The organism is Microbacterium sp. Bi98, from assembly GCF_918698045.1.
Lineage (GTDB): Bacteria > Actinomycetota > Actinomycetes > Actinomycetales > Microbacteriaceae > Microbacterium.
Map to the genome: position 1 here is coordinate 49,375 of NZ_CAKKLK010000008.1, position 23,089 is coordinate 72,463.

Annotated in this window: 24 protein-coding genes and 3 tRNA genes; 13 read left to right on the plus strand and 14 right to left on the minus strand. The window is 67.1% G+C overall.

The genetic code is table 11. The features are described 5' to 3' along the window. Positions 1-6: 6 nt before the first annotated feature. On the minus strand, positions 7-1,539 hold the full coding sequence (locus tag LQZ85_RS12770; RefSeq protein WP_230100968.1) for a sugar transferase: 1,533 nt from the start codon (positions 1,537-1,539) through the stop codon (positions 7-9). Positions 1,540-1,892: 353 nt separating this feature from the next. Between LQZ85_RS12770 and LQZ85_RS12775 the strand changes: the two genes are divergently transcribed. The 7 genes from LQZ85_RS12775 (at position 1,893) to LQZ85_RS12805 (ending at position 7,284) form a co-directional block, all read left to right on the plus strand. Further along, positions 1,893-3,023 carry a low temperature requirement protein A gene (locus LQZ85_RS12775; protein ID WP_056276717.1) on the plus strand — a complete coding sequence of 377 codons (1,131 nt, stop codon included), beginning with the start codon at positions 1,893-1,895 and terminating at the stop codon, positions 3,021-3,023. 89 nt (positions 3,024-3,112) lie between these two features. After that, positions 3,113-4,087, plus strand: a complete 975-nt coding sequence (locus LQZ85_RS12780) for an intradiol ring-cleavage dioxygenase (RefSeq protein WP_230100969.1) — start codon at positions 3,113-3,115, stop codon at positions 4,085-4,087. A gap of 42 nt (positions 4,088-4,129) precedes the next feature. Then, positions 4,130-4,372: a twin-arginine translocase TatA/TatE family subunit gene (locus LQZ85_RS12785; RefSeq protein WP_056276723.1), complete on the plus strand. Its 243-nt coding sequence runs from the start codon at positions 4,130-4,132 to the stop codon at positions 4,370-4,372. A gap of 3 nt (positions 4,373-4,375) precedes the next feature. Then, positions 4,376-5,170 (plus strand): twin-arginine translocase subunit TatC, encoded by a 795-nt coding sequence (gene tatC / locus LQZ85_RS12790; RefSeq protein ID WP_315985299.1) that lies wholly within the window; start codon positions 4,376-4,378, stop codon positions 5,168-5,170. Next, a complete protein-coding gene (locus LQZ85_RS12795) occupies positions 5,167-5,574 on the plus strand; it encodes a twin-arginine translocase TatA/TatE family subunit (RefSeq protein WP_230100970.1) in 408 nt (135 codons plus the stop codon). The genes tatC and LQZ85_RS12795 overlap by 4 nt, the downstream gene beginning before the upstream one ends. Positions 5,575-5,732: 158 nt before the next feature. After that, a complete protein-coding gene (locus LQZ85_RS12800; RefSeq protein WP_150115151.1) occupies positions 5,733-6,017 on the plus strand; it encodes a hypothetical protein in 285 nt (94 codons plus the stop codon). A gap of 148 nt (positions 6,018-6,165) precedes the next feature. After that, a complete protein-coding gene (locus tag LQZ85_RS12805; RefSeq protein ID WP_053098710.1) occupies positions 6,166-7,284 on the plus strand; it encodes an acyl-CoA desaturase in 1,119 nt (372 codons plus the stop codon). A gap of 79 nt (positions 7,285-7,363) precedes the next feature. On the opposite strand, the gene LQZ85_RS12810 is transcribed toward LQZ85_RS12805, so the two are convergent. The 4 genes from LQZ85_RS12810 to LQZ85_RS12825 form a co-directional block, all read right to left on the minus strand. Further along, positions 7,364-8,194, minus strand: a complete 831-nt coding sequence (locus tag LQZ85_RS12810) for an ABC transporter permease (RefSeq protein ID WP_230100971.1) — start codon at positions 8,192-8,194, stop codon at positions 7,364-7,366. Then, positions 8,191-9,096, minus strand: coding sequence for an ABC transporter ATP-binding protein (locus LQZ85_RS12815; protein ID WP_230100972.1), 906 nt, complete (start codon positions 9,094-9,096; stop codon positions 8,191-8,193). Before LQZ85_RS12815 ends, LQZ85_RS12810 begins: the two co-directional genes overlap by 4 nt. A 111-nt stretch (positions 9,097-9,207) precedes the next feature. After that, a complete protein-coding gene (locus tag LQZ85_RS12820; protein ID WP_056276732.1) occupies positions 9,208-10,638 on the minus strand; it encodes a hypothetical protein in 1,431 nt (476 codons plus the stop codon). Between the two features lie 163 nt (positions 10,639-10,801). Then, a complete protein-coding gene (locus LQZ85_RS12825) occupies positions 10,802-11,305 on the minus strand; it encodes a hypothetical protein (protein WP_056276735.1) in 504 nt (167 codons plus the stop codon). 69 nt (positions 11,306-11,374) lie between these two features. Between LQZ85_RS12825 and LQZ85_RS12830 the strand changes: the two genes are divergently transcribed. Further along, positions 11,375-12,109, plus strand: coding sequence for a DUF2071 domain-containing protein (locus tag LQZ85_RS12830; RefSeq protein WP_230100973.1), 735 nt, complete (start codon positions 11,375-11,377; stop codon positions 12,107-12,109). Here LQZ85_RS12830 and LQZ85_RS12835 read toward each other — a convergent pair. The 5 genes from LQZ85_RS12835 to LQZ85_RS12855 all read right to left on the minus strand — a co-directional run bounded on the left by LQZ85_RS12835 (position 12,090) and on the right by LQZ85_RS12855 (position 14,531). Next, complete coding sequence (locus LQZ85_RS12835; protein WP_230100974.1) at positions 12,090-13,010, minus strand: AEC family transporter; 921 nt, start codon at positions 13,008-13,010, stop codon at positions 12,090-12,092. The two genes, LQZ85_RS12830 and LQZ85_RS12835, sit on opposite strands and share 20 nt — an antisense overlap. 317 nt (positions 13,011-13,327) lie before the next feature. Beyond that, positions 13,328-13,951, minus strand: coding sequence for a GntR family transcriptional regulator (locus LQZ85_RS12840; protein WP_082586498.1), 624 nt, complete (start codon positions 13,949-13,951; stop codon positions 13,328-13,330). Positions 13,952-14,212: 261 nt separating this feature from the next. After that, positions 14,213-14,285: transfer RNA gene (locus LQZ85_RS12845), tRNA-Phe, on the minus strand. 70 nt (positions 14,286-14,355) lie between these two features. Continuing rightward, a tRNA-Asp gene (locus LQZ85_RS12850) sits at positions 14,356-14,429 on the minus strand. Between the two features lie 29 nt (positions 14,430-14,458). Next, positions 14,459-14,531: transfer RNA gene (locus LQZ85_RS12855), tRNA-Glu, on the minus strand. Positions 14,532-14,742: 211 nt separating this feature from the next. On the opposite strand from LQZ85_RS12855, the gene LQZ85_RS12860 reads away from it, so the two are divergent. Beyond that, complete coding sequence (locus tag LQZ85_RS12860) at positions 14,743-16,110, plus strand: M23 family metallopeptidase (RefSeq protein ID WP_053098718.1); 1,368 nt, start codon at positions 14,743-14,745, stop codon at positions 16,108-16,110. A gap of 68 nt (positions 16,111-16,178) precedes the next feature. On the opposite strand, the gene LQZ85_RS12865 is transcribed toward LQZ85_RS12860, so the two are convergent. After that, the gene (locus tag LQZ85_RS12865) at positions 16,179-16,670 is read right to left on the minus strand and encodes an inorganic diphosphatase (RefSeq protein ID WP_053098719.1); all 492 of its coding nucleotides are present in this window, start codon (positions 16,668-16,670) and stop codon (positions 16,179-16,181) included. Between the two features lie 68 nt (positions 16,671-16,738). Next, complete coding sequence (locus tag LQZ85_RS12870; protein WP_230100975.1) at positions 16,739-17,710, minus strand: LysR family transcriptional regulator; 972 nt, start codon at positions 17,708-17,710, stop codon at positions 16,739-16,741. Positions 17,711-17,821: 111 nt separating this feature from the next. Between LQZ85_RS12870 and LQZ85_RS12875 the strand changes: the two genes are divergently transcribed. Both LQZ85_RS12875 and LQZ85_RS12880 read left to right on the plus strand, forming a co-directional pair. Next, positions 17,822-19,201, plus strand: a complete 1,380-nt coding sequence (locus LQZ85_RS12875) for an MFS transporter (protein WP_056276751.1) — start codon at positions 17,822-17,824, stop codon at positions 19,199-19,201. Further along, positions 19,198-19,995 (plus strand): 3-hydroxybutyrate dehydrogenase, encoded by a 798-nt coding sequence (locus LQZ85_RS12880; RefSeq protein WP_230100976.1) that lies wholly within the window; start codon positions 19,198-19,200, stop codon positions 19,993-19,995. The genes LQZ85_RS12875 and LQZ85_RS12880 overlap by 4 nt, the downstream gene beginning before the upstream one ends. Here the strand turns inward: LQZ85_RS12880 and LQZ85_RS12885 are convergent. Further along, on the minus strand, positions 19,962-20,618 hold the full coding sequence (locus LQZ85_RS12885) for a TMEM175 family protein (protein ID WP_230100977.1): 657 nt from the start codon (positions 20,616-20,618) through the stop codon (positions 19,962-19,964). The genes LQZ85_RS12880 and LQZ85_RS12885 overlap by 34 nt on opposite strands. Before the next feature lie 77 nt (positions 20,619-20,695). On the opposite strand from LQZ85_RS12885, the gene tilS reads away from it, so the two are divergent. Beyond that, positions 20,696-21,682 carry a tRNA lysidine(34) synthetase TilS gene (gene tilS, locus LQZ85_RS12890; protein ID WP_230100978.1) on the plus strand — a complete coding sequence of 329 codons (987 nt, stop codon included), beginning with the start codon at positions 20,696-20,698 and terminating at the stop codon, positions 21,680-21,682. Positions 21,683-21,775: 93 nt separating this feature from the next. Here tilS and LQZ85_RS12895 read toward each other — a convergent pair whose 3' ends face one another. Beyond that, positions 21,776-22,366, minus strand: coding sequence for a DUF937 domain-containing protein (locus LQZ85_RS12895; protein WP_230100979.1), 591 nt, complete (start codon positions 22,364-22,366; stop codon positions 21,776-21,778). A gap of 137 nt (positions 22,367-22,503) precedes the next feature. Between LQZ85_RS12895 and hpt the strand changes: the two genes are divergently transcribed. After that, positions 22,504-23,055 (plus strand): hypoxanthine phosphoribosyltransferase, encoded by a 552-nt coding sequence (gene hpt / locus LQZ85_RS12900; RefSeq protein ID WP_053098725.1) that lies wholly within the window; start codon positions 22,504-22,506, stop codon positions 23,053-23,055. Positions 23,056-23,089 lie beyond the last annotated feature (34 nt).

Below are 23,089 nucleotides of genomic sequence, written 5' to 3' on the forward strand. Positions count from 1 at the left end.
CTGTACCTAGTATGCCCCGCTGGGCTGGACCATGACCTTGGCGGTGCGCCACATGATCTGCAGGTCGTTCATGACCGACCAGTTCTCGACGTAGCGCAGGTCGAGGCGAACGCTCTCGTCCCACGAGAGATCGCTGCGCCCGGAGACCTGCCACAGGCCTGTGATGCCCGGCTTGATGTAGAGCCGACGGAACACGGTGCCGTCGTAGGCGGTGACCTCGGTGGGCAGCGGCGGGCGCGGACCCACGACGCTCATGTCGCCGATGAGGACGTTCCAGAACTGCGGCAGCTCGTCGAGAGACAGCTTGCGCAGGATCCTGCCCACCCGCGTGACGCGGGGGTCGTCCTTCATCTTGAACAGCAGGCCCGCTCCCTGGTTCTGCTCCTTGAGCGTCGCGAGCTGCTGCTCGGCGTCGGTCTTCATCGAGCGGAACTTCATGATCTTGAAGGTGCGACCGTCGCGACCGACGCGCTCCTGCGAGAAGAACAGCGGTCCGGGCGAGTCCAGCTTGACGAGGAGCGCGAGGATCGGCGTGATGAGTGCGATCGGGATGAGAGCGACGGACGCGACGGCGATGTCGAGTGCGCGCTTCAGCACGTGCTGACCGCCCTCGTACGAGGGGATCTGCACCTGGATCAGCGGAAGACCTTCGACAGGAGCGAAGGAGATGCGCGGGCCCGCGACATCGGTGAGGCGGCTCGAGAGCACGAGCTCTGCGGCGGTGCCCTCGAGCTGCCAGCTGAGGTGCTTCACGAAGTCGGGCTCGCCGTCTGGGCGGCTTGCGACGATGATCGTGTCGGCGCCCAGTTCGGCAGCCACGGTGGAGACGGAGTTGACGTTGCCGAGCACCGGGAACTGCTCGCCGCGTGCTTCGACATCTCGCGCGTTGCCGTCGAGCAGCGTCGCGCCCACCACCTGGTACCCGGAGGCGCCGATCGGGTGCAGGGTGCGGATGACGTACTCGACGTCGTCGCGGTTGCCGACGACGAGCGTGCGCGAGGCGAAACGACCTCGCGCACGCTGCGCCGTCAGCCAGTGCCGCCACGCCCAGCGCGTGACGAGCAGTGTGAGGACACCGAGCGGCAGGCCGACGAGCAGCACGAGCTGCATCGTCTGCCAGCCGAGCACGACGCTGAGCATGGCGATGATCCCGAACGCCAATCCACTCGCGTGTGCCACACCGCGGTACTCGGTGGCGCTGGCGCGGAACAGCGCTGCGTCACGGGTGTGCAGCGCGCCGAGCATCAGATACCAGAGCGTGGCCAGCAGAATGCCGTTGCGCAGGGCCTCTTCCCCTACGACACCGGTCATCACCTGGACCGCTGCTGTGATTCCGACCGCGAACAGGATGACCCCAGCATCCGTGATCCGCAGCCGCATCCGATAACGCCGCTCCCACTGGCGGCGTCGCTCCAGCGTTGCGGACACGCGCGGTGTGACCACCGTACGCGTGACCGACTTCGCGGCTCGCGGAGCAGAGACCGGCGTGAAGACCGAACCCGCGCGAGTGATGCTCAGAGCATCCTCGACGGAAGTCATGCCGAGGCCCCTTGAGCCGTGAATGTACGCAGAATTCCCCAGTGCGCCATAGTTATCCCCAGATATTCCCCAGACCACGGACCCCACGTCCATGGCATCGTCTGCGTTCCCGACCCCTCGGGTCCTGCTGCATCCGTGATCCCACATCACGGGTTGCGGTCACCGTCCCACACGGTGGTGCTGGCAGCAGGCACTGCAGACTTCGTTCACTCTAGCGGAACCAAACGTTCAGGGGAAGATAATTCACGGGAGTGGATCAACCTGTATTCCGGTACATCTGCTTAGTCGGAGAATGGCCCCGATATTCTGACCGCGTGACCACCACTTCAGCGCCTCGATTCCGTCTCAGCCGCATGCTGCCGAGGGATCCGGCTCAGCCTCATCGCACGGCCAGCACGCTCGAGCTGTTCTTCGATCTCGTCTTCGTCGTCGCGGTGAGCATCGCCTCGGCCCAGCTGCACCACGCGCTGAGCCACGGCGACTTCGTTCACGGAATCACCTCCTACGCGATGGTGTTCTTCGCGGTGTGGTGGGCGTGGATGAACTTCACCTGGTTCGCCACCTCCTTCGACACAGACGACTGGTTGTATCGCGTCACCACCATCATCCAGATGGGCGGGGTGCTCGTGCTCGCTGCCGGCATCCCTGCGGCGTTCGAGGAGGGGGACTTCACCGTCCCGGTGATCGGCTACATCGTCATGCGTGTGGCCATGATCGCGCAGTGGCTCCGGGCGTCCCGCGGTGCGGGAGATCTCAAGGCCGCCGCGCGTCGGTACGCCATCGGGATCGCCGGTGTGCAGGTGCTCTGGGTGCTCTTCCTGCTCATCCCGTCGGGCCCCCTCCAGCTCGTGGCCTTCGTGATCTTCGCTCTCGTCGAGGTCAGCGTGCCCGTGTTCGCCGAGCACCGCAGGCAGACGCCCTGGCATCCCCATCACATCACCGAGCGCTACGGGCTGTTCACCCTGATCGTGCTCGGCGAGAGCCTCCTCGCCTCCGCCAATGCGATCATCGACGCGAAGAACGAACTCGACTCCTTCGTCCCTCTCATCTCGATCTCCGTGCTGACCCTGGTCGTGACCGCATCTCTCTGGTGGATCTACTTCTGGGCGCCGCACCACAGGGCGATCACGACGTTCGGACGCTCGCTCCGCTACGGGTACACGCACTATCTCGTCTTCGCCGCGGCCGCTGCCTTCTCGGCGGGCATCGAGGTCGAACTCGACGTCCTGATAGGGGAGAGCCATCTCTCCACCATCCAGGCGTCGTTCACCGTGACCATCCCGATCGCGATCTTCCTGCTCGGCGTCTGGTGGATCGCGATCCGCGAGAACGCCGACAGGGTGGTGAACACCGTCGTGCCGGTCGGTGCGGCTGTCGTCCTCCTCGACGCCGTGCTGCCTATCCCCGTGGCGGTCAGCGCCCTCGTTCTCGTGGTGATCGTGGTCGTCCTCGTCCTCCATCCGCCGGTGCGTCGAGAGCCATAGATTCTGCATAGACGCGGCATAGCTCGCTGATCGTCTCCTCCGTGACCATGGGTACATCGACACCCATCCACATCGAGAGGAGCACGATCATGAGCCGCATTCCCGAACCCGTACAGACCCCTGAGGGCCCGACCTACGAGGGGCGGCTGCTCGACCGTGCCGATGAGGAGGTCGTGGATCAGGGCGCTGCCTTCGACATCCGCACCCTGGTGACGCGCCGCGGCATTCTCGGACTCGCCGGACTCGGGGTGGGCGCGATGGTGCTCGCCGCGTGCGCCCCGTCGGGCAGCGGCAGCACGAGCGAGTCGACATCGACGAGCGATACGGGGACGACGTCCGGATCGTCGACCGCGACAGCGGCCGGCGAGATCCCCGACGAGACCGCAGGTCCCTACCCCGGAGACGGATCGAACGGACCGGACGTCCTCGAGGATTCGGGCATCGTGCGACAGGACATCACGACGTCGATCGACGGGTCGGCGACAGCCGACGGCATCCCGCTGACCTTCGAGTTCCAGGTGGTCGACCTCGCGAACGGCAGCGTCCCCTTCGAGGGCGTCGCGGTGTACGCATGGCACTGCACGGCTGAGGGGGAGTACTCGATGTACTCGTCGGGGCTCGAGGATGTCACCTACCTCCGTGGAGTGCAGGTGGCGGATGCCGAGGGGAAGGTCTCGTTCACGTCGATCTTCCCCGGCTGCTACTCGGGCCGCTGGCCGCACATCCACTTCGAGGTCTACCCCGACCTCGCCTCGATCACCGACTCGGCCAACGCCATCGCCACGTCCCAGCTGGCACTGCCCGAAGATGTCTGCGCCACCGTCTACGCCGATTCCCGCTACCCGGGCTCGACGCAGAACCTGTCGCAGACGAGCCTCTCCGGCGACAACGTCTTCGGCGACGACTCCGGGGCCCTTCAGCTGGCCACTGTCACCGGCGGCGGCAGCGGATACACCGCGACGCTCGTGGTCGGCGTCGACACGGCCACGACGCCCAGCGCAGGCTCCGCGCCGTCGGACGGCGCGGGCGGCCCCGGTGGTGGCGGCGAGCCGCCGTCCGACTGAACCCGAACCCCGACAACCCCTCCATGCGAAAGAACAGAGACCATGCTCCAGAACCTCACAGGGTGGCACGCCCTGATCATCCTCGCGATCGTCGTCCTCGTCTTCGGCGCCGCGAAGCTCCCCGCCCTCGCCAAGAGCGTCGGCCAGTCGATGCGCATCCTCAGATCGGAGGTCGCCGAGCCTTCGAACGAGGCACGGGTCGAGCCGACGCCGAGGGGCCGGGACCGTGTCGACGCTCGGGAGTCCGCAGACCTCCCGCAGCCCGTCCTGCGGCCCGCGGAGTAAACCGTGTCCTCGCTCGCCGCTGATGCCGTCGAGGCGAGCACCGCGCCCGCCCTGGCCCGGATGCCGCTGTCCTCGCACCTGCGGGAGGCGCGCACGCGCTCGTTCCGTGCGACGGCGGCGCTCCTGACCGGGGTGGTCGCCGGGTATCTCCTCTCGGACCAGATCCTCGAGGTCGTGCGAGCACCGATCAGTGCGCTCGCCGAATCGCGCGATGCGAGCCTCAACTACGACAGCATCACCGGGGCTTTCGACCTTCGGCTCAAGATCGCGCTCTTCGCCGGTGTCGCGCTGTCGAGTCCCGTCTGGATGCACGAGCTGCTCGCGTTCCTCGCTCCGGGTCTGACCACCAGAGAGAAGAGGTACACGTTCGGCTTCCTGGCGGCATCCGTTCCCCTGTTCATCGGCGGATGCCTGATGGGCTTCCTTCTCTTCCCCCACATGGTCGAGCTGCTCGCGAGCTTCGCCTCGACCGAGGACAGCACGCTGCTGCAGGCGTCGTACTACGTCGACTTCATCCTCAAGATCGTGCTCGCGACCGGGGTCGCCTTCGTGCTCCCGGTGTTCGTCGTGATGCTCAACCTGCTCGGTGTCGTGTCGGCGGCGGCGATCGCGCGGAGCTGGCGTCTCGTCGTCGTCGCGATCGTCCTCTTCAGTGCGGTCGTGACCCCCGCGGCCGACGTGCTGTCGATGTTCCTGATCGCGATTCCCATGACCCTGCTGTTCCTGATCGCCCTGCTGCTCGCATGGCTGCATGATCGCAGGGTCGGGGAGTCGGCCGTCGGCACAACGGAGGCATGACGATGTTCGGACTCACGATCGAGAAGCTGTTCCTCGTCGCGCTGATCGCAGCCGTGATCATCGGTCCTCGGCGACTGCCGGAGTATGCGGGCCGTCTCGGCGCCCTCGTCCACCGGGTGACGCTCACCGTCGGCGAGGCGGCGCGGCGAGCCGAGCAGGAGGCCGGAGTGGCGAGCATCCGCCAGGAATGGACCGCCGTGGATCCTCGGCGGTACGACCCGAGGCAGATCATCCGCGAGGCGTGGGATGCGGGGGAGGAGTCGGACGGCTCGAAAGCCGCTGAGGCCCCGCAGCCGGAGCCCGAGGGGCGCTGGATCGTGGCTGGATCGTCCGGTCATCCACGGCGCGTGTGGAAGCCCGCTGAGGCGGAGGCCCGCGTGCGCGGCGCCGACCTGCTAGACTGATGGAGCAACGTGAGTTCTGGCCGCCCTCTAGGCCACCACGGAGCCACTGATCAGGGCCATTACGGACCAAGCGCATCGATGCGCGCGGCATCCGCCTTCGATCTCACATCTTGCGGGTCGCGACAACGCGTGCCCGTCACACAGCAATGAGTATCACCATGAGCACGACCACTTTTCCTCCTTCCGATCCGTTGACCTGGAAACAGGCCGACACAGATGTGCACGTCGCGACCCGCGGCGGCGAGTTCGCCGGGTTCGTCGAATTCGACGGCACCGCGCATGTCGCCCGCGACCAGCGCGGTGACGACCTCGGCTCGTTCGAGTCGCTGGATGCCGCCCGTGACGCCCTCGAGAGCGCGAATGCGCCGAGATCTCGCCCGCGCAGCCTCACCTCTCCCTTTCGCCGCGCCCTCCGCAGCCGACCGCGTCGCGCACGCGCCTGACCGTTCCATGCGGGGGAACTGTGAATCGGCAAGGGATGCTGATGTATTCCCCAAATCGCATGAGGGCAGGGTTAGCCTGAGTTAAGCGTTCGGCGATCTGCCTTGGGCTTCACATCAGCTCAAGGGCTCCGATCGACGGGAGAGCAACATCTCCATTTCACAGGTCGAAAAGACCGACGCAGTTCTCGGACCGGTACGTCAGACGTATTCGGGCAATGCGGACATTCCTCCGATGACCCACGCCTACAAGCAGGTCTCGCAGGTCATCCGCGAAACCGGCCTCCTCCAGCGCGCCGGATGGTTCTACATCTTCGTGGCCGCCGGCATCGCCGTGGCTCTGGGCGGAGTCATCACCGGCTTCATCCTTCTCGGCGACAGCTGGCTCCAGCTCCTGATGGCCGGGGCTCTCGGCATCATCCTCACGCAGGTGGCGTTCCTCGCCCATGAGGCCGCGCATCGTCAGATCCTCTCCACGGGCCCGGCGAACTTCCGCCTCGCCCGCATCCTCGCCGCCGGCGTGGTGGGAATCAGCTATTCCTGGTGGGACTCCAAGCACACCAAGCACCACGGCAACCCGAACCAGGTCGGCAAGGACCCCGACATCGAGGTCGACACGATCTCGTTCCTCGAGACCGACGCCGCGCAGTCCCGCGGTATCGTCCGTCTGATCACGCGCAAGCAGGGGTGGCTGTTCTTCCCGCTGCTGACGCTCGAGGGCCTGAACCTTCACTACCTGGGCGTGAAGCACCTGGTGACCAGCAAGAAGGCCAAGGGTCGCTGGATCGAGCTGGGCCTCATCGCCCTCCGGTTCGCGATCGTCCTCGTGCCTGTGTTCCTGATGCTGCCGCTCGGCATGGCATTCGCCTTCATGGGTGTGCAGCTCGCCGTCTTCGGCGTCTACATGGGCGCGTCCTTCGCGCCGAACCACAAGGGCATGCCGATCATCGATCCCAACGCCCGTCTCGACTTCTTCTCGAAGCAGGTGCGCACCTCTCGCAACATCCGCGGCGGATGGTGGGCCACCTGGCTCATGGGCGGACTCAACTACCAGGTCGAGCACCACCTGTTCCCGAACATGCCCCGCCCGCACCTCTCGAAGGCTCGCGAGGTCGTGCGCGACTACTGCGCCGCCAACAACGTGCCCTACACCGAGACCAGCCTCGGCCGGTCGTACGCGATCGTGATCGAGTACCTCAACCGCGTCGGTCTCGCCGCCGGTGCTGATCCGTTCGACTGCCCCGCAGCGGCCCAGTTCGTCCGGGCGTAAACACTCTCGCGGCATCGCAGCCGACCCGCACATCGAACGGCCCCATCCTTCGGGATGGGGCCGTTCGCATGCCAGACGGTCAGTTCCGCCTGATCCAGCGGAACGTCGCGCGGCTGAGGATGAAGCCGACCACGAGCCATGCGGCGAGGGCGACCGCCACGAGCCCGAGATCCCATGATCCGCTCGGCTCCGCCGAGGAGAACGACTCGGGCAGGATCGCCGCGCGCATACCCTGAGCCATCCACTTGAGGGGAAAGACCGCAGCGACGTTCTGCAGCCATTCCGGCAGCGCGGTGAAGGCGATGTAGACGCCGGAGATGAACTGCAGCAGCAGCACGACCGGGATCACCACGGCGGACGCCGTCTTGCCCGACCGCGGCACGGCCGACAGTGCGATGCCGAGAAGCGTGCACGAGAGCAGCCCGAGCACGAAGACCCAGGCGAAGCGACCCCAGGCCTCAGCATCCGAGGGCAGTTCGACCTGATAGAGGACGACCGCGACGACCAGCAGCAGAGTGATCTGCAGGATCGCGGTGACGAAGACCTCACCGATCTTGCCGATGAAGTACGTCGCCGGTGAGATCGGCGTGCTGCCCAGCCGCTTGAGGGTTCCGTCGCTCTTCTCCACCGCGATCTCGATCGACAGGCCCTGCATCCCGGAGAGGAAGATGCCTCCTGCGACGAGACCGGGAAGATAGTACGTCGCCATGCTGATCTTGTCGGGGCCTTCGCCGATGTCGCCCGTGAAGATCGTCGCGAAGATGAGGTACATGAGGGTGGGGAACAGGAACGTGAAGAAGACCTGGTCGCTGGCGCGGAAGTACTGACGCAGTTCGAACGGGATGCGGCGGACCCCGAGGCGAACGGTGCGAGCGAGCCCGAAGTTCGGCGTGGCAGTCGTGGTGCTCATGCGGACTCCGCCACATCTGCCCGCAAGACCTCTGCGGTCGGATCGGAATCGGATGCGGCTCCGTGCTCACGGATGAGGCCGAGGTAGATGTCCTCGAGAGTGGGACGCACGACCTCGAGGCCGTCCGGCTCGCCGCCCGCTCGCTGAAGCTCGGAGACGACCGCGCCGGGAGCGGTCGTGCGCTGCTCGTGGCGCACGCCGGCGGCATCCCTCCAGCGAACCATCGGCGTCCTCGCCTCGGGCCCGCCGATCTCGTCGATCTTCCCGATCGCCACGATGCGCCCGTCTGTGATCACCGCCGCGCGATCGCCCAGCCGGGCGGCCTCATCGAGATAGTGAGTGGTCAGCAGGATGCTGGTGCCCTCGGACTTCAGGGTGCGGATGAGCTGCCAGAACTGCTGTCGGGCCTCGGGATCGAAGCCGGTCGTCGGCTCATCGAGGAACAGGAGTTCGGGGCGTCCGATGATCCCGAGGGCGACATCGAGACGGCGCTGCTGACCACCGGACAGCTTGCCCGCTCTGGATCGCTGCTTGTGCTCGAGCCCCACGGCGGCGATCACCTCGTCGACCGGACGAGGGTGGGGGTAGTAACCGGCGAACTCGGTGAGCAGCTCCCGCACGGTGAAGTTGCCGGCCTCTCCGGTGGACTGCAGCACGATCCCCAGTCGCGCCTTCCACGCCAGACCGCCGCGCTGGGGGTCGACACCGAGCACGCGCACGTCGCCGGACGTGCGGTGACGATAGCCCTCGAGGATCTCGATGGTCGTCGACTTGCCCGCGCCGTTCGGGCCCAGAAGAGCGAAGGTCTCTCCCCGGCGGATGTCGAAGCTGATGCCGTCGACTGCGACGGCACCCCCGTACTCCTTGCGGAGATCCCGCACCTCGATCACGCTGTCTGTCATAGGTACAGCGTGCACGCTGACGGCTCCGAGCGATAGCAGGACGGGTGAACGAAGCGGGGGCGTGGACGGATATCCGCCCACGCCCCCGCTCGGTCAGTCAGGAGAAGTCGCTCAGCGGGAGGCCTTCTGATCGGACTCGACGACCTCGATGGTGATCTTGCCGTCGATCGTCTCGGCGTTCTCGTCGAGGAGCTCGTCCTCCAGTGCCTCGTCACCGCGGAACTCCTCGTCGCCGGTGACCTCGTCGACCGCGTCGTCGGAGTCGTCGATCAGCTCGGCTTCCTCGACCTCGACGGTCTCGGCGTCGGTGTCGTCATCGACCTGCGACGCGGCTGCTGCAGAGCCGACGGATGATGCCTCGTCGCTGAAGATGCCCTCCGGGCGGATCAGCTCGCGCACCTCGGCCATGAAGCTGGCGAGCTGCTGCTGCTGCCAGCGCAGCTGGCGCGCGTGGTCCTCGGCATCCCGCAGCACGGCGGACGTGTGACCCGTCACCGAGTCGACGATCTTCTGCGACTTCACGCGGGCACGGTCCAGGGTGTCGCGGGCGCGCACCTGAGCATCCGCTTCGATGGTCTGCGCCTGCGACCGCATCAGGCGCTCGTAGTCGTCAGCCTTCGCCGAGATGCGCTGCGCGTGATCGAGCGAAGCGGCCACCTGCTCGTTGGCATCGGTGGTGATGCGCTCGGCGTGGGCGACGGCCTGGTTGTGCAGCACCAGGAACTCCTGCTGAGCGTCGTCCTGCCGACGGGTGAGCGTCTCCTCGAACTCGAGGACGCGGGCGTTCATCTCGCGCACCTCGCGCTCGGCCTCGGCGCGCAGCTGGGTGGTCTCGCGGGTGACGAGCGAGCGGAGCGCCGCAGCGCCCTTCTCCGCCTCGGTGCGGATGGCCGTGGCCTCCTGAGTCGCCTGATGCACCCGCTCTGCGGCGTGCGCGGCCTCGCGCTCGAGCGTCGCCTGGTGGGCGGTGTACTCGGTGTCGATCTTCAGGCGCACCTGGTCGGCGTCGTGCTGAGCGTGCGCGATGATGCGGGTGACGTCGGCATCCGCCTCGGCCCGCTGTGCGGTGACCTCTTCGCGCGCGGCCGCCATCAGACGGTCGGCCTGCACGGCGGCGTTCTGGATGAGGACGTTGGCCTGCTCCTCGGCCACCCGGAGGATCGCCTCGAACTGCTCCCGCGACGGTGCCTCCTGGCCATCCGCGCGCGGGGTGTCGACGAGCTCGTTGGTGAGGGTGGCGACCTGCTGCTCGGTCTCGGCAGCCTTCGCCTTGGTGGCGAGGAGCTCCGCCTCGAGCTCTTCGCGGGCGATGCGCTCTTCTTCGCGAAGCGCCTCGACTGCGTCCTCGTGACGTGCCTCGGTGGCGGCGAGGTCGGCCTTCGCCTGCTTCAGCTGATTGCGCAGAGTGCTGAGGGCCGAGTCGACCTCCGCCTTGTCGTACCCGCGGAACGAGGCCGTGAAGCCGGACTGCTCGCGCGGCGTCTCTTCGATCAGCTTGTCGAAGAAGTCGGGGGTCCGGTCGTTGTCGGGGGATTCACTCATGGGTCGGCCTTTCCGGCGCAGGTCACAGGGACTGAGAGCTGTGATGAGAAATGGTGCCGTCGCGAGGCCGACTGTGGGCTGGCCGGTGCGTGATCAGCAGTAACACAGCCTAGTTGCGACGGCTGTGAGATGCACCCGATGTTCCGGTACGCACTGGGCTTCTCTACTCCGCGATCCACGACTCGGTCGCATCGTCGCGCCGGTGCCGCAAGGGCGGCCCGGGCGAGACCTGGACGCCCTCAGCGCGTGCTGCGGCGGAGACGGCAGAGCGCAGGTCTGACCAGAACTCGGAAGTGTTGGGAACGCCCAGATGCTCGCGGATCCTCTCCACCTGCAGACGGGTCCCGTTCTCATCGTCGACCACCCGCACGATCGCGTCATCCGGTTCGACGAATCGGATACCGTAGCCTCCGCTCGCGAGCGGGGTGAACTTGCGTGGCTGCTGACGCACGACCCCGTCGACGATCTCCCTCGCCGTGGCCTCAGACGTCTGCAGCACCAGCGTCGTGCCCAGTTCCTCGAGTATCCCGGTGAGGCGGTCGGCCACGTGACGCTGCCCTGCTCTGCCGCCGGCGGCGCCGGTGGAGCGACGGACCCAGCGGGGCAGGAGGATCGCGAGCACGATGATCGCGCCGATCGCGGCGATGTAGATGAGCGGATTGTCCACGGATACAACCTACGTGCACCTCGTCCCCGAGGCCTTGGAGGAATTTAGCTCCAGTGCTACATTCGGAGCATGACGATCATCCGCGGTGTCCGTGCTCAGCTCCGTCGGCGACTCCTGATCACCTATCGGGTCGAGCCGGAGGTCGCCTCCTCCTTGCTGCCCACGGGATTCCGCCCGCAGATCGTCGACGGGTCTGCGGTGGCCGGCGTGTGCGTGCTGGGGCTGGAGTCGATCCGACCGAGCTGGGCGCGGGGCCGGTGGGGTCTGCGCTCCGAGAACGCCGCCCACCGGGTCGCCGTCGAGTGGGACACCGCGGATGGCGTGCAGAAAGGCGTCTTCATCGTCGGTCGGCACAGCTCAGCGTGGCATCCGGTCATCTTCGGCGGACGGTTGTTCCCGGGGGTGCATCGCCGAGCGAGGTTCGAGATCGAGGAGGGGGATGATCGCTACGCGGTCACGATGGATGCCGGCGAGCACAGTCTCTGCGCGGATGTCGAGGTGGGAGGCGCATGGTCGAGCTCTCTCTTCGCCTCGATCGACGAGGCCTCGGACTTCTATCGCGCCGGTCGGCTCGGCTGGTCGGCGGCGCGGGGAGGGCGCGGCGTCGAATCGGTCGCGCTCACCACCGACGCGTGGAGGGTCGAGAACGCACACCTGCACAGCGTGAGCTCGTCGTTCTTCGACGCTCTTCCCGCCGGCTCAGCGGTGTTCGACAGTGTCGTCGTGATGCGCGATCTTCCGCTGACGCTGTCGGACGTGCGCGAGTCCCGGATCGACGCGGTGCTCAGCCCAGCAGGAACATGATGAGGATCAGCACGGGCAGGCAGCCGAGAGTGGTCAGGAATACGGTGTCGCGCGAGATCGTCTCGCCGATGTCGTAGCGCTGCGAGTAATTGAAGACGTTCTGTGCGGTGGGGAGCGCGGCGAGGATCACGACGATCAGCACCTCGGCCGGCGAGAGCCCGAAGACGAACTCGGCCACCACCCACGCGATCAGCGGCATCGCGATGAGCTTGAGCGAGGTGGCGAGGATGATGTCCCGCCGGTGGCCGGGAGCCCCGAGCACGCGCTGGCTGTGCAGGGAGATGCCGTAGCTGATCAGCAGAACCGGCACGGCGGCATCGGCGATCAGCTGAGCCGGCTCCATGATGAGGGGCGGCACTGTGAGGCCCAGCACCGAGATGAGCGTGCCGAGGAGCGACGCGATGATGATGGGATTCGTCGCCGTGCGCACGAGCGTCTTGCGCAGCGAGACGCGATCGCTCGTGACGGCGTCGAGGATCGTCAGCGAGATCGGGGTGAACACCAGCAGCTGCATGAGCACCACCGGTGCGGGGTACGCGGCGCTGCCGAGAAGGTAGAGCGACAACGGGATGCCGATGTTGTTCGAGTTGACCTGCCCCGCCGACAGCGCTCCGATCAGGGTCTCTCCGACCGGGCGCTTCCACCAGAGCCGCGCGACGAGTGTGTAGATCCCGATGATCGCGACGGCCGCTATCGCCGACACGGGCAGCAGCGAGGAGAAGAGCATCTTCGCATCGGCGTGGGCGAGCACGGTGAAGAGCAGGAACGGCGACAGCACGAAGAAGATCAGACGCCCGAGCACGTGCCGGGCGTGCGGTCCGAGCAGGTCGATCCGGCCGAGCAGATAGCCGAGTGCGATCGCGACTCCCACGACGGCGAATCCGGTGAGCGTCTCGAGCATGGTTCGAGCGTATCCAGCCCGGACGCACGTCGTCGCCACCGGCACGGTCGGCGCGCGGGAGTCCGCCGTAGCAGTCGGAGTGGGCCCGCGTCAATGGATGAGCTCCGATCAGCGTCAAGACGGGGTGCGGCCATACGCTGAGAACACGACGAGCAGCATCTGCCGCTCTCCGTCGGTCGAACCAGACGGTGCCCTCGAGTTCTCTCGGTCTTGAGCGCCCACATGGGGGTGGGTGCGCTTGCGGACCTTCTCATCGACTGCTCCGGTCCCCCCGTTCGGGCGCGGGGGACCGGAACCAACTCCCTCGGGAGTGGCCGCTACTTCAGGCGGAGCATCCTCTGCACGGCCTTCACGCCGGCGTTCGCGCTGCGGGCGCGCATCGCGGACTCGAGCTCCTCGAGTGATTCCTTCGTGTCCACCCGGGGCTCGCCGAGGTAGAGGTCGCGGAACACGAGATACCAGAAGTCGCTCAGCATGAGTCGATAGAGATCGTTGAGCGCGCGGTCGGTGAGGAACTCGAAGAGCTCCACATGGGCTTCGATCCATCCCTCGCCCGTCTCGACGGACTGGATGGCGTCGGCGATCAGTTCGCACGCGATGGCGAGATCCGCCTCGGACAGCGCAAGCGCGGCCTCACGGATGATCTCCCCGCCCTGAGAGGCGGCGAACTCGCGGGTGATGCGGGACCGCTCGTCGGTGATGTCGGTGACCATCGAGTAGCGGTTCGCGTGGACCTCCATCAGACCGGCGCGCGCCAGTCGCTGCACGGCCTCTCGGACGGGGGTGCGGGTGACTCCCAGATCGTCTGCGATCGCCTTGTCGCTCAGTTTCGCGCCAGGCGCGTAGGTGCCGTCGGCGATCGACGTCGCGAGTCGACGAAAGAGCTCTTCAGCTCCGAGGTTCCGCTGCGCCCCAGGCACAACGGGCAGTTCAGGTCCCATATCGGTATATTACGGCGCATAGGTATGGCGCGGCTGTCCGCCGAGCAGATGCGTGTTTGACCTGCGGCCCGTGCACCTGCTCGACGCATCGAGACGGTCGTCCCGAGACGTGTCGTCTCGTGGCTGGTGCGCGTGACGACAAGCACAGAACCAGCAGCCCAGGGGAGCGGAGCAGACACCGACTCTCACCGGAAAAAGCGGAAACCCCCGCCATGTAGAAGCTAGGCGAGGGTTCCTAAGGTGACTGTAATGATCACCCTGTGGCTCCGACGGGCGTCGATCCCGTGACCTCACGATTTTCAGTCGTGCGCTCTACCAACTGAGCTACAGAGCCATGCGACCGGCTAGACCTGTCGCATCTAGACGAAAGGCCCTTCTCGAAGAAAAGGGCCCGTCGCTTAGAGCGACCCTGACGGGACTTGAACCCGCGACCTCCGCCGTGACAGGGCGGCACGCTAACCAACTGCGCTACAGGGCCATACTTGTTTTCAATTGTACCGGAAGGAGTGACCCCAACGGGATTCGAACCCGTGCTACCGCCGTGAAAGGGCGGCGTCCTAGGCCGCTAAACGATGGGGCCGAAGTCTGTCCCGGAGGACTTCCTTGCCGACGCTCAAGCATAAGGGAAGATCTGAGCAAAACGCGAATCGAGGGCGAGCCTGCTGTCTCCCGGGCGTGTTCAGGAGGACGATGGACTCACATCGCTGTGCCCTCTCCCGCTGTCCGCCCCCTGGTGCGGATGTGAAAGAAGTTGTTAGTGTGGCATCTGTGAAACCGGCGAAAGGGGCCGTGTGAACGACCATCACTCCACGTCGGATGCTGCTGCGGCGGCGTCCGACGACTGCGGCTGCGCGCCGACCCCTGCGGAGAGCCGCGCGTTCTGGAAGGACCGTTCGGTCACCCGTCGCAGCGCTCTCACATTCGGCGCGCTCAGCGTCGTCGCCCTCAGCGCCTTCGGCGTCTCCTCAGGAGTGACCGCCGCGTACGCCGCCTCGTACCCCAGCTGGGACGACGTGCAGAACGCCATGAACAACGAGTCCGCGAAGGCAGCGGAGGTCACGCGCATCGAGGGACTCATCCAGTCGCTCAAGCAGCGGGTGGCGGATGCGCAGGCCAAGGCCGTGCTCGCGGGCGAGGAGTACAACGCCGCGCAGCTCGCCTACTTCGACGCCATCGCCGTCGCCGAGGAGCTCCAGTCGAAGGCCGACGAGCAGGCCGTCGCCGCCGATGACGCCACGAAGAAAGCCGCCCAGCTCGCGGCGCAGCTGTATCGCAACGGCGGCGACGACACCGCCCTCGAGCTGTTCTTCGCCGGCTCGGCCGACAACGCCGACCAGCTGCTCTCGCGTCTCGGCACGATGGACAAGGTCTATCAGTACAACCAGACGGTGCACGACAACGCGGTCGCTGCCCGCAACTCAGCCCAGCAGCTCACCGATCAGGCTGTCGTCGCCCGCACGGAGCGCGATCGCCTGCAGCAGATCGCCGAGCAGAAGATGATCGAGGCTCAGGCCGCTGCGGACGCCGCTCAGGCTGCGCTCGACGAGCAGTCGGCGAACCTCGCGACGATGCAGGCACAGCTCTCAGCCCTGAAAGACGCCACGGCGACGACCGTGGCCGGGTACAAGGAGGGCGTGCGCGTCGCGGAGGAGGAGCGCAAGCGTCGCGAAGCGGCCGAGGCCGCGGCAGCCGCCGCAGGCAACGGCGGCGGAGGAGGTGGCGGCGGAGGCGTCGGCGGCTCACCGGGTTCCGGCGGCTGGGTTCGACCGCACGGAGGACACCGGAGCGCCGGATTCGGCCCCCGGCCCAAGCCCTGCGCAGCCTGCTCCGGCTACCACTACGGCGTCGACCTCGCGAACGGGTGCGGCGCGGCGATCTATGCGGCGCAGTCCGGAACCGTCGACTACGCCGGTCCGCGCGGCAACTACGGCAACTACATCCGCATCCAGCACGGTGGGGGAGTCTCCTCCGGCTATGCCCACATCAGGGACGGCGGCTTCGCCGTCCGCAGCGGGTCATGGGTCAACTCCGGTCAGGTCATCGCCTATGCGGGCAACACCGGAGCATCCGTCGGCTGCCACCTGCACTTCGAGGTGTACATCAACGGCGCGTACACCAACCCGATCACGTTCCTCGCAGATCGCGGCGTCTCGGTCTGAGAACGACCACGACGAGAAGACCCCCGGCCGCTGAGCGGAACCGGGGGTCTTCTCGTCGGAGCCTGGGGTCAGTGACCCTGCTCGCCGAAGCGGACGATCGCCTCGTCGAGGATGCGCTGCGCCTCTGCGGCGTCGCCCCATGCGTCGACCTTGACCCACTTGTTGGGCTCGAGGTCCTTGTAGTGCTCGAAGAAGTGCTCGATCTCCTTCTTGGTGTACTCGGCGACGTCGCCGATGTCCTGGATGTGGGCCCAACGGGGGTCCTTCGACAGCACGGCGACGAGCTTGTCGTCTCCGCCGGCCTCGTCGCTCATCTTGAGCACGGCGACCGGGCGCACCTCGACGACGACGCCGGGGTAGATGGCGTGGTCGAGGAGCACGAGAACGTCGAGCGGGTCGCCGTCCTCGCCGAGGGTGTTGTCGAAGTAGCCGTAGTCGGCGGGGTACCCGAAGGTCGTGTAGAGCACGCGGTCGAGGTGCACTCGTCCGGTCTCGTGGTCGACCTCGTACTTCACGCGGCTGCCGCGCGGGATCTCGATGACGGCGTCGTGTGCGCCCATGCGTGTGCTCCTCAGAAATGACGGTTGGATGCCGCGCACTAGCCTAGCCGGGCCGTCGACGGGTGCTGTCAGCGTTCGGCGGCCGGGGCGATGCCGAGCAGTGCATCCTGGACGGCCGCCGTGCGGTCGCGGATGGCGGCAGCCACCGCGGCGACCGCGGGCTGACGCAGCGAGTCCGGACGCAGCACCATCCAGTAGGGCAGGCGCTCGGCGAAGTCGTCGGGGAGGAGCCGCACCAGATCGGCGTGGCCGTCGGCCAGGAAGCACGGAAGGAAGCCGATCCCCGCGCCGGCGCGTGTGGCCTCGACATGGACGAAGACGTTGGTGGAGCTGAGCGAATCCGGCATCCCCGGCACGAGTCGTCGAGGAGCATCCAGATCGTCGACCTGGAGCATCGAATCCACGAAGTAGACCAGCGGATGCCTGCTCAGCTCATGCGAATCGGCGGGCGTCCCGTGCTCGTCCAGGTACCCGTGCGACGCGTACATGCCCAAGGTGTAGAAGCCGAGTCGGATGGCCTCGGCGCGGTGCACCTGCGGTTCTCCGACCACCACTTCCAAGTCCAGCCCGGAACGGTACTGCAGAGCCCGCCGCGTGACGTTGACGATCTCGACGCTGAGTCTCGGATACTTTCGCCGCAGTTGCGCGACCGCGGGCGCGATGACGAACGCACTGAACCCGTCGGTGGCGGAGATTCGCACGACCCCGACTATCTGATCGGACTCGGCTTCTCCTTCATGGATCGTCGCCACCGCCGTCTCCACGTCCTCGGCGGCGCGCACCGCCCGACGCCCGAGGTCCGTCAACTCCCACCCTCCCGAGCTGCGGGCGAGGACCCGCCCGCCCAGGACTCTCTCCAATGCGGCGATGCGTCGCGAGACTGTCGTGTGATTCAGCCCCAGGCTCTGGCCGGCAGTCGTGAAGCGACCGGTGCGCGACACGGCGAGAAGGATGAGGAGGTCGTCGGCGTGCGGCTCGGAGGTACTCGGGGAAGATGTCACATCTGCAATTGTGCACTCCGTCTCTGCTCGACTGGTCATTGGCGCACAGAGCCGGGCGTGCACATACTGGCGGAGGCCGCCCGCAGACGGGGTACCGGCCCGCCAGGCAGCTGTCGACGAGGACGCTGCAGAACACGAAGGAGTGCATTCATGGGCGTCGAGCAACCGGTCGACTCGCAGGTCGAGACCCGAACATCCGGGCTGAAGAAGATCGTGGCCGCCTCGATGGTGGGCACGGTGGTGGAGTGGTACGAGTTCTTCCTCTACGCCACCGCCGCATCGCTCGTCTTCGGCACCTTCTTCTTCCCCAACGCCGGCACCGAGCTCGACGGCATCATCGCCGCATTCCTGACCTACGCGGTCGGATTCATCGCCCGTCCGCTCGGCGGCATCGTGTTCGGCCAGATCGGCGACAAGCTCGGCCGCAAGCACACCCTGCAGATCACCATCATCCTCGTCGGGGTCGCGACCTTCCTGATGGGGTGCCTGCCCGGCTTCGATTCGATCGGCTACTGGGCGCCGGCGCTGCTCGTGCTCCTGCGATTCATCCAGGGGTTCGCCGTCGGCGGTGAATGGGGCGGTGCCGTGCTGCTGGTCGCCGAGCAGAGCCCCGACAGGTCTCGCGCGTTCTGGTCGAGCTGGCCCCAGGCCGCCGTCCCGGTGGGCAACCTGCTGGCGACCCTGGTGCTGCTCGGCATGTCCTGGGCGCTTCCCGCCGACCAGTTCCTGAGCTGGGGATGGCGCGTGGCGTTCTGGGTCTCGGCGATCGTCGTCGTCATCGGCTATTACATCCGCCGGCACGTCAGCGAGGCGCCCATCTTCCTCGAGGCCCGCGCACAGGTCGAGGCCGACAAGGCCGTGAGCTACGGAGTGCTCGAGGTCGTGCGCAAGTACCCGCGGGGCATCTTCGGAGCCATGGGCCTGCGCTTCGCGGAGAACATCCTGTACTACATCATCGTCTCGTTCACGATCGTGTACCTGAAGACGGTGCACGCCTACGACACGAGTCAGCTGCTGCTGGCGCTTCTGGTCGCGCACGCCATCCACTTCGTCGTGATCCCGCAGGTCGGCCGGCTCTCGGACGCCTGGGGACGCAAGCCCGTCTACCTCGCCGGCGCGGTGCTCGGAGCCAGCTGGGCGTTCTTCGCATTCCCGATGTTCGACACCCAGAACCCGTTCGTGATCATCGCGGCGGTCACGATCGGTCTGTGCTTCCACGCGCTCATGTATGCGGGGCAGCCGGCGATCATGGCCGAGATGTTCCCGACCCGCATGCGCTATTCCGGCGTCTCCCTGGGGTACCAGGTCACCTCGATCGTCGCGGGCTCGCTCGCGCCGATCATCGCCACGGCCCTGCTGCAGGACTTCGGCTCGTGGCTGCCGGTGGCGATCTACGTCGCGGCAGCTTGCGCCGTCACCGCGGTCGCGGTGGTCACCCTCAAGGAGACCCGCGGGGTGTCCCTGCACGACATCGATGACGCGGATGCACGCAAGCACGGGCTGAACACTCCCCGGGTGAGCGCGGCATGACCGAGCGAAGCATCGAGAGGCCGGGTGCGGCCGGTCTGTCGCTGAGCGGCCGCCGAGCCCTGGTGACGGGAGGCGCCAGCGGGATCGGCCTGGCGGTCGTGCGAGCATTGGCCGCGCGTGGCGCTCACGTCGTGGTCGCAGACAAGGATCGCGCGCAGTGCGAGGCCGCCGCGGCCGAGGTCGGGGGCTCGAGCTGGGTGGTCGATCTGCTGGAGCCGGCCGCCGTCACCGACGACCGGCTGGTCGACGTGCTGGCCGGTGTCGACATCCTGGTGAACAACGCCGGGATCCAGCACATCAGCCCGATCCAGGATTTCGATCCCGAGGACTTCCGACGGATCGTGACCCTCATGTTGGAGGTTCCGTTCCTGCTGATCCGCGCGGCTCTGCCGGAGATGTACGCGAACGGGTTCGGCCGCATCGTGAACGTCTCGTCGGTGCACGGACTGCGCGCATCGCCCTACAAGTCCGCCTACGTCGCGGCCAAGCACGGGCTGGAGGGACTGTCGAAGGCCACCGCGCTCGAAGGAGGGGAGCACGGCATCACCAGCAACTGCGTCAACCCCGGCTACGTGCGCACGGCGCTGGTCGAGAAGCAGCTGTCCGACCAGGCGCGTGTGCACGGCATCCCTGAAGCCGAGGTGCTGGCGAAGATCATGCTGACCGAAAGCGCGATCAAGCGCCTGATCGAGCCCGACGAGGTGGCATCGCTGGTCGCCTGGCTGGCGAGCGACGAGGCGTCGATGGTCACCGGGGCGAGCTATGCGATGGACGGCGGCTGGTCGGCGCGATGAGGAACGATCCGCGTCCAGAGCCGATCCAGGAGCGATGACAGAGGTCCGGTGAGCCAGAGCAGCAGCAGGGCGAGGTACCCCACCCCTCCGAGGCTGATCGCCAGCAGCATCGCCACCGCCGAGAGCAGGATCGAGGCGATGTCGGCGGCGGCACCGTGACGGATGCGGGAGGGCGGCGTCTTCGTCAGGTCAGGGTGCCGCAGCAGATAGATGCGCGCGCCGAGCGTGGTGATCTGCGTGGCGATGAGCGTGCCGATGTAGAGGACCACCTGCAGTGGGTCGGTGTCCATCTGACCGAGCATCGCCGTAGGCACCGGCAGCCAGACGATCGTCGCCATCCAGGCCACGTTGAGCCAGAGAAGCGGTCTCGTGATCCGCGTGACCTCGTCGTACTGTCGGTGGTGCCCCATCCAGAAATTGGCGATGAGGACGAAACTCAGCCCGAAGCTCAGCAGCTGTCCTGCATGCTCCTGCAAGAACTCGGCGGTGCCCAGACCTCCGGCGGCGGCCTCGGACACGGACTCCATCAGCGGCAGGATCAGCAGCGTCATCGAGATGGCGACGACCGCGTCGACGAACGCCTTGAATCGTTCGGTCCTGAACCGCAGCACGTGATCCGTCACGGCGCCAGGCTAGAGCGCGATGCCCGTCGAGCGCGAGCGCTGTGCGGTGATCCGTCCCCGTGATCTACCGTTGGTCTGTGCCGTCGCTCTCTCCCGTCATCGCCGAGATCCGCCTCGCCGTGCGCACCGCGCTCGCCGATCTGCCCGAGGGGTCGACAGTCGTCGTCGCTCTCTCCGGGGGAGCGGACTCCCTCGCGCTCGCCGCGGCGACCGCTTTCGAGGCGCCCAAGCTCGGGCTTCGGGTGGGCACGCTCACCGTCGACCATGGGCTGCAGAACGGGTCGGATGCCGTCGCCGCGCGCGCTGCGAGAGCGGCGGCCGCGCTGGGGCTCGACGCGCTGGTCGTGCGCGTGGAGGTCGGCGCTGACGGAGGCCCTGAGGCAGCGGCGCGAGACGCGCGGTACCGGGTGCTGAAGGACGCCGCGACGGATGCCGGTGCGGCGGCCGTGATCCTCGGGCATACGCTCGACGACCAGGCCGAGACGGTGCTGCTCGGTCTCGCACGCGGATCCGGCGCCGCGAGCCTGCAGGGGATGGCTCCCGTGCGAGAGGACGATGACGGACTGCGCTGGGTGCGCCCGATGCTCGGGGTGCGGCGCGAGACCACACGAGCGTTCTGCGCGGAATCCGATCTCGAGGTCTGGGACGACCCGCACAACACAGAGGATCGGTTCGCCCGGGTGCGGGCGCGCGACCGGGTCCTTCCCGTGCTCGAGACCGAGCTCGGCCCCGGCATCGCCGAGGCGCTCGCGCGCACCGCCGAGCAGCTGCGCGAAGACGCCGAGGCGTTCGACGAGATGATCCACGAGACGATCGAGGACATCGTCGAGCACGCCGAGGCGGGGATCTCCGTGAGCGTCGCCGCGCTCGCCGCTAACCCCGCAGCTCTCCGCAACCGCATCATCCGACTCGTGGTCGACAGCGAGTTCGGCGTGAGCCTGACCCGATCGCAGACCCTCGAGGTCGCTCGTCTGGCGATCGACTGGTCGGGTCAGGGGCCCATCGATCTGCCGGGGTGCTCGGCGGCTCGAGCGGGCGGTCGCATCGTGTTCACCGCGCGCTGAGCCGCGGCATCCCACCCTCGCAGAGACGGAGAACCCCCGCGGTCTCCTCCTCAGGAGGGGGCCGCAGGGGTGTCGTCCAGCAGGCTGGCGGGGCTACTTCTTTCCGCCCAGCAGGCCGCCGAGGATGTCTCCGATTCCGCCGCCGCCCGACGAGCTTCCGCCGCCGAGGATGCCGCCGAGGATGTCTCCGATTCCGCCGCCGCCCGTGGAGCCGCCGCCGCCGAGGATGCCGCCGATGACGTCACCGATTCCGCCGCCGCCCGACTGCGACTCTGCAGGCGCGGACTTCGCGGACTTGTCCTTGGTGGCGTTCGCGATCAGGCCCATCACGATCGGAGCGAGGATCGGAAGGAGCTTGCCGAAGTCGATGCCGGCGGTCTCCTTCGACTCGGTGAGCTTCTGGGTGACCTTCTGCTCGTCGTCGCCGAGGATGTGCGAGACGATCTTGCCGCCGTCGGTCTGATCGATGTCGTCGACCTTCGCCGCACCGGTCCGTCCCTCGTGGCGCTTGAGCGCGTTCTCGATCGCGGAGGAGCCCTCAGCGGTCGAGGCGTTCTTGGCGAGGCCGCCGAGCAGCACCGCTCCGCCCTGTTCGACCGCCTCCTTGGCGACGTCGGGGGAGACTCCGAGCTTCGCGGCGATGTCGTCGATCGGGACCTGCTTCAGGATGTCGTCGAGAGCCATGGGTGAATCCTTCCGTCCGGGGCGTCCGCCCGTCACACCGTCAGAGTAGTGGGGATGCCGGCGCGCATCCGGAATTCTGGTCGACGATCTGCGGATGCTGTGCAGGACCATGGTGATGCGTCGCCTAAAATCGATCCATGCGCGCCGCGGAGATCCAGGACGACCTTGCTCAGATCCTCGTCACAGAGGAGGAGATCATCGCGAAGCTCGATGAGCTCGCGGCCCAGGTGGCGATCGATTACGAGGGCAAGGAGATCATCCTCGTCGGCGTGCTCAAGGGCGCGGTCATGGTCATGGCCGACTTCGCCCGCGCACTTCCGTTCCACGCTCCGATGGACTGGATGGCCGTCTCGAGCTACGGTGCGAGCACCAAGTCGAGTGGTGTCGTGCAGATTCGCAAGGACCTCGACACCGACCTGAACGGCAAGCACGTGCTGATCGTCGAGGACATCATCGACTCGGGTCTGACCCTCAGCTGGCTGCTCGAGAACTTCGAGTCGCGCGGCGCGGAGTCCATCGAGGTGCTCGCCCTCCTCCGCAAGCCCGAGGCCGCGAAGGTGGTCATCGACTGCAAGTACGTCGGCTTCGACATCCCGACCGACTTCGTGGTCGGCTACGGCCTCGACTACGACGAGCGCTACCGCAACCTGCGCGATGTGGCCGTGCTGGCCCCGCACGTCTACAGCTGAGCGGACGCTCCGGCGCACCCGCTACGCCGTGGGT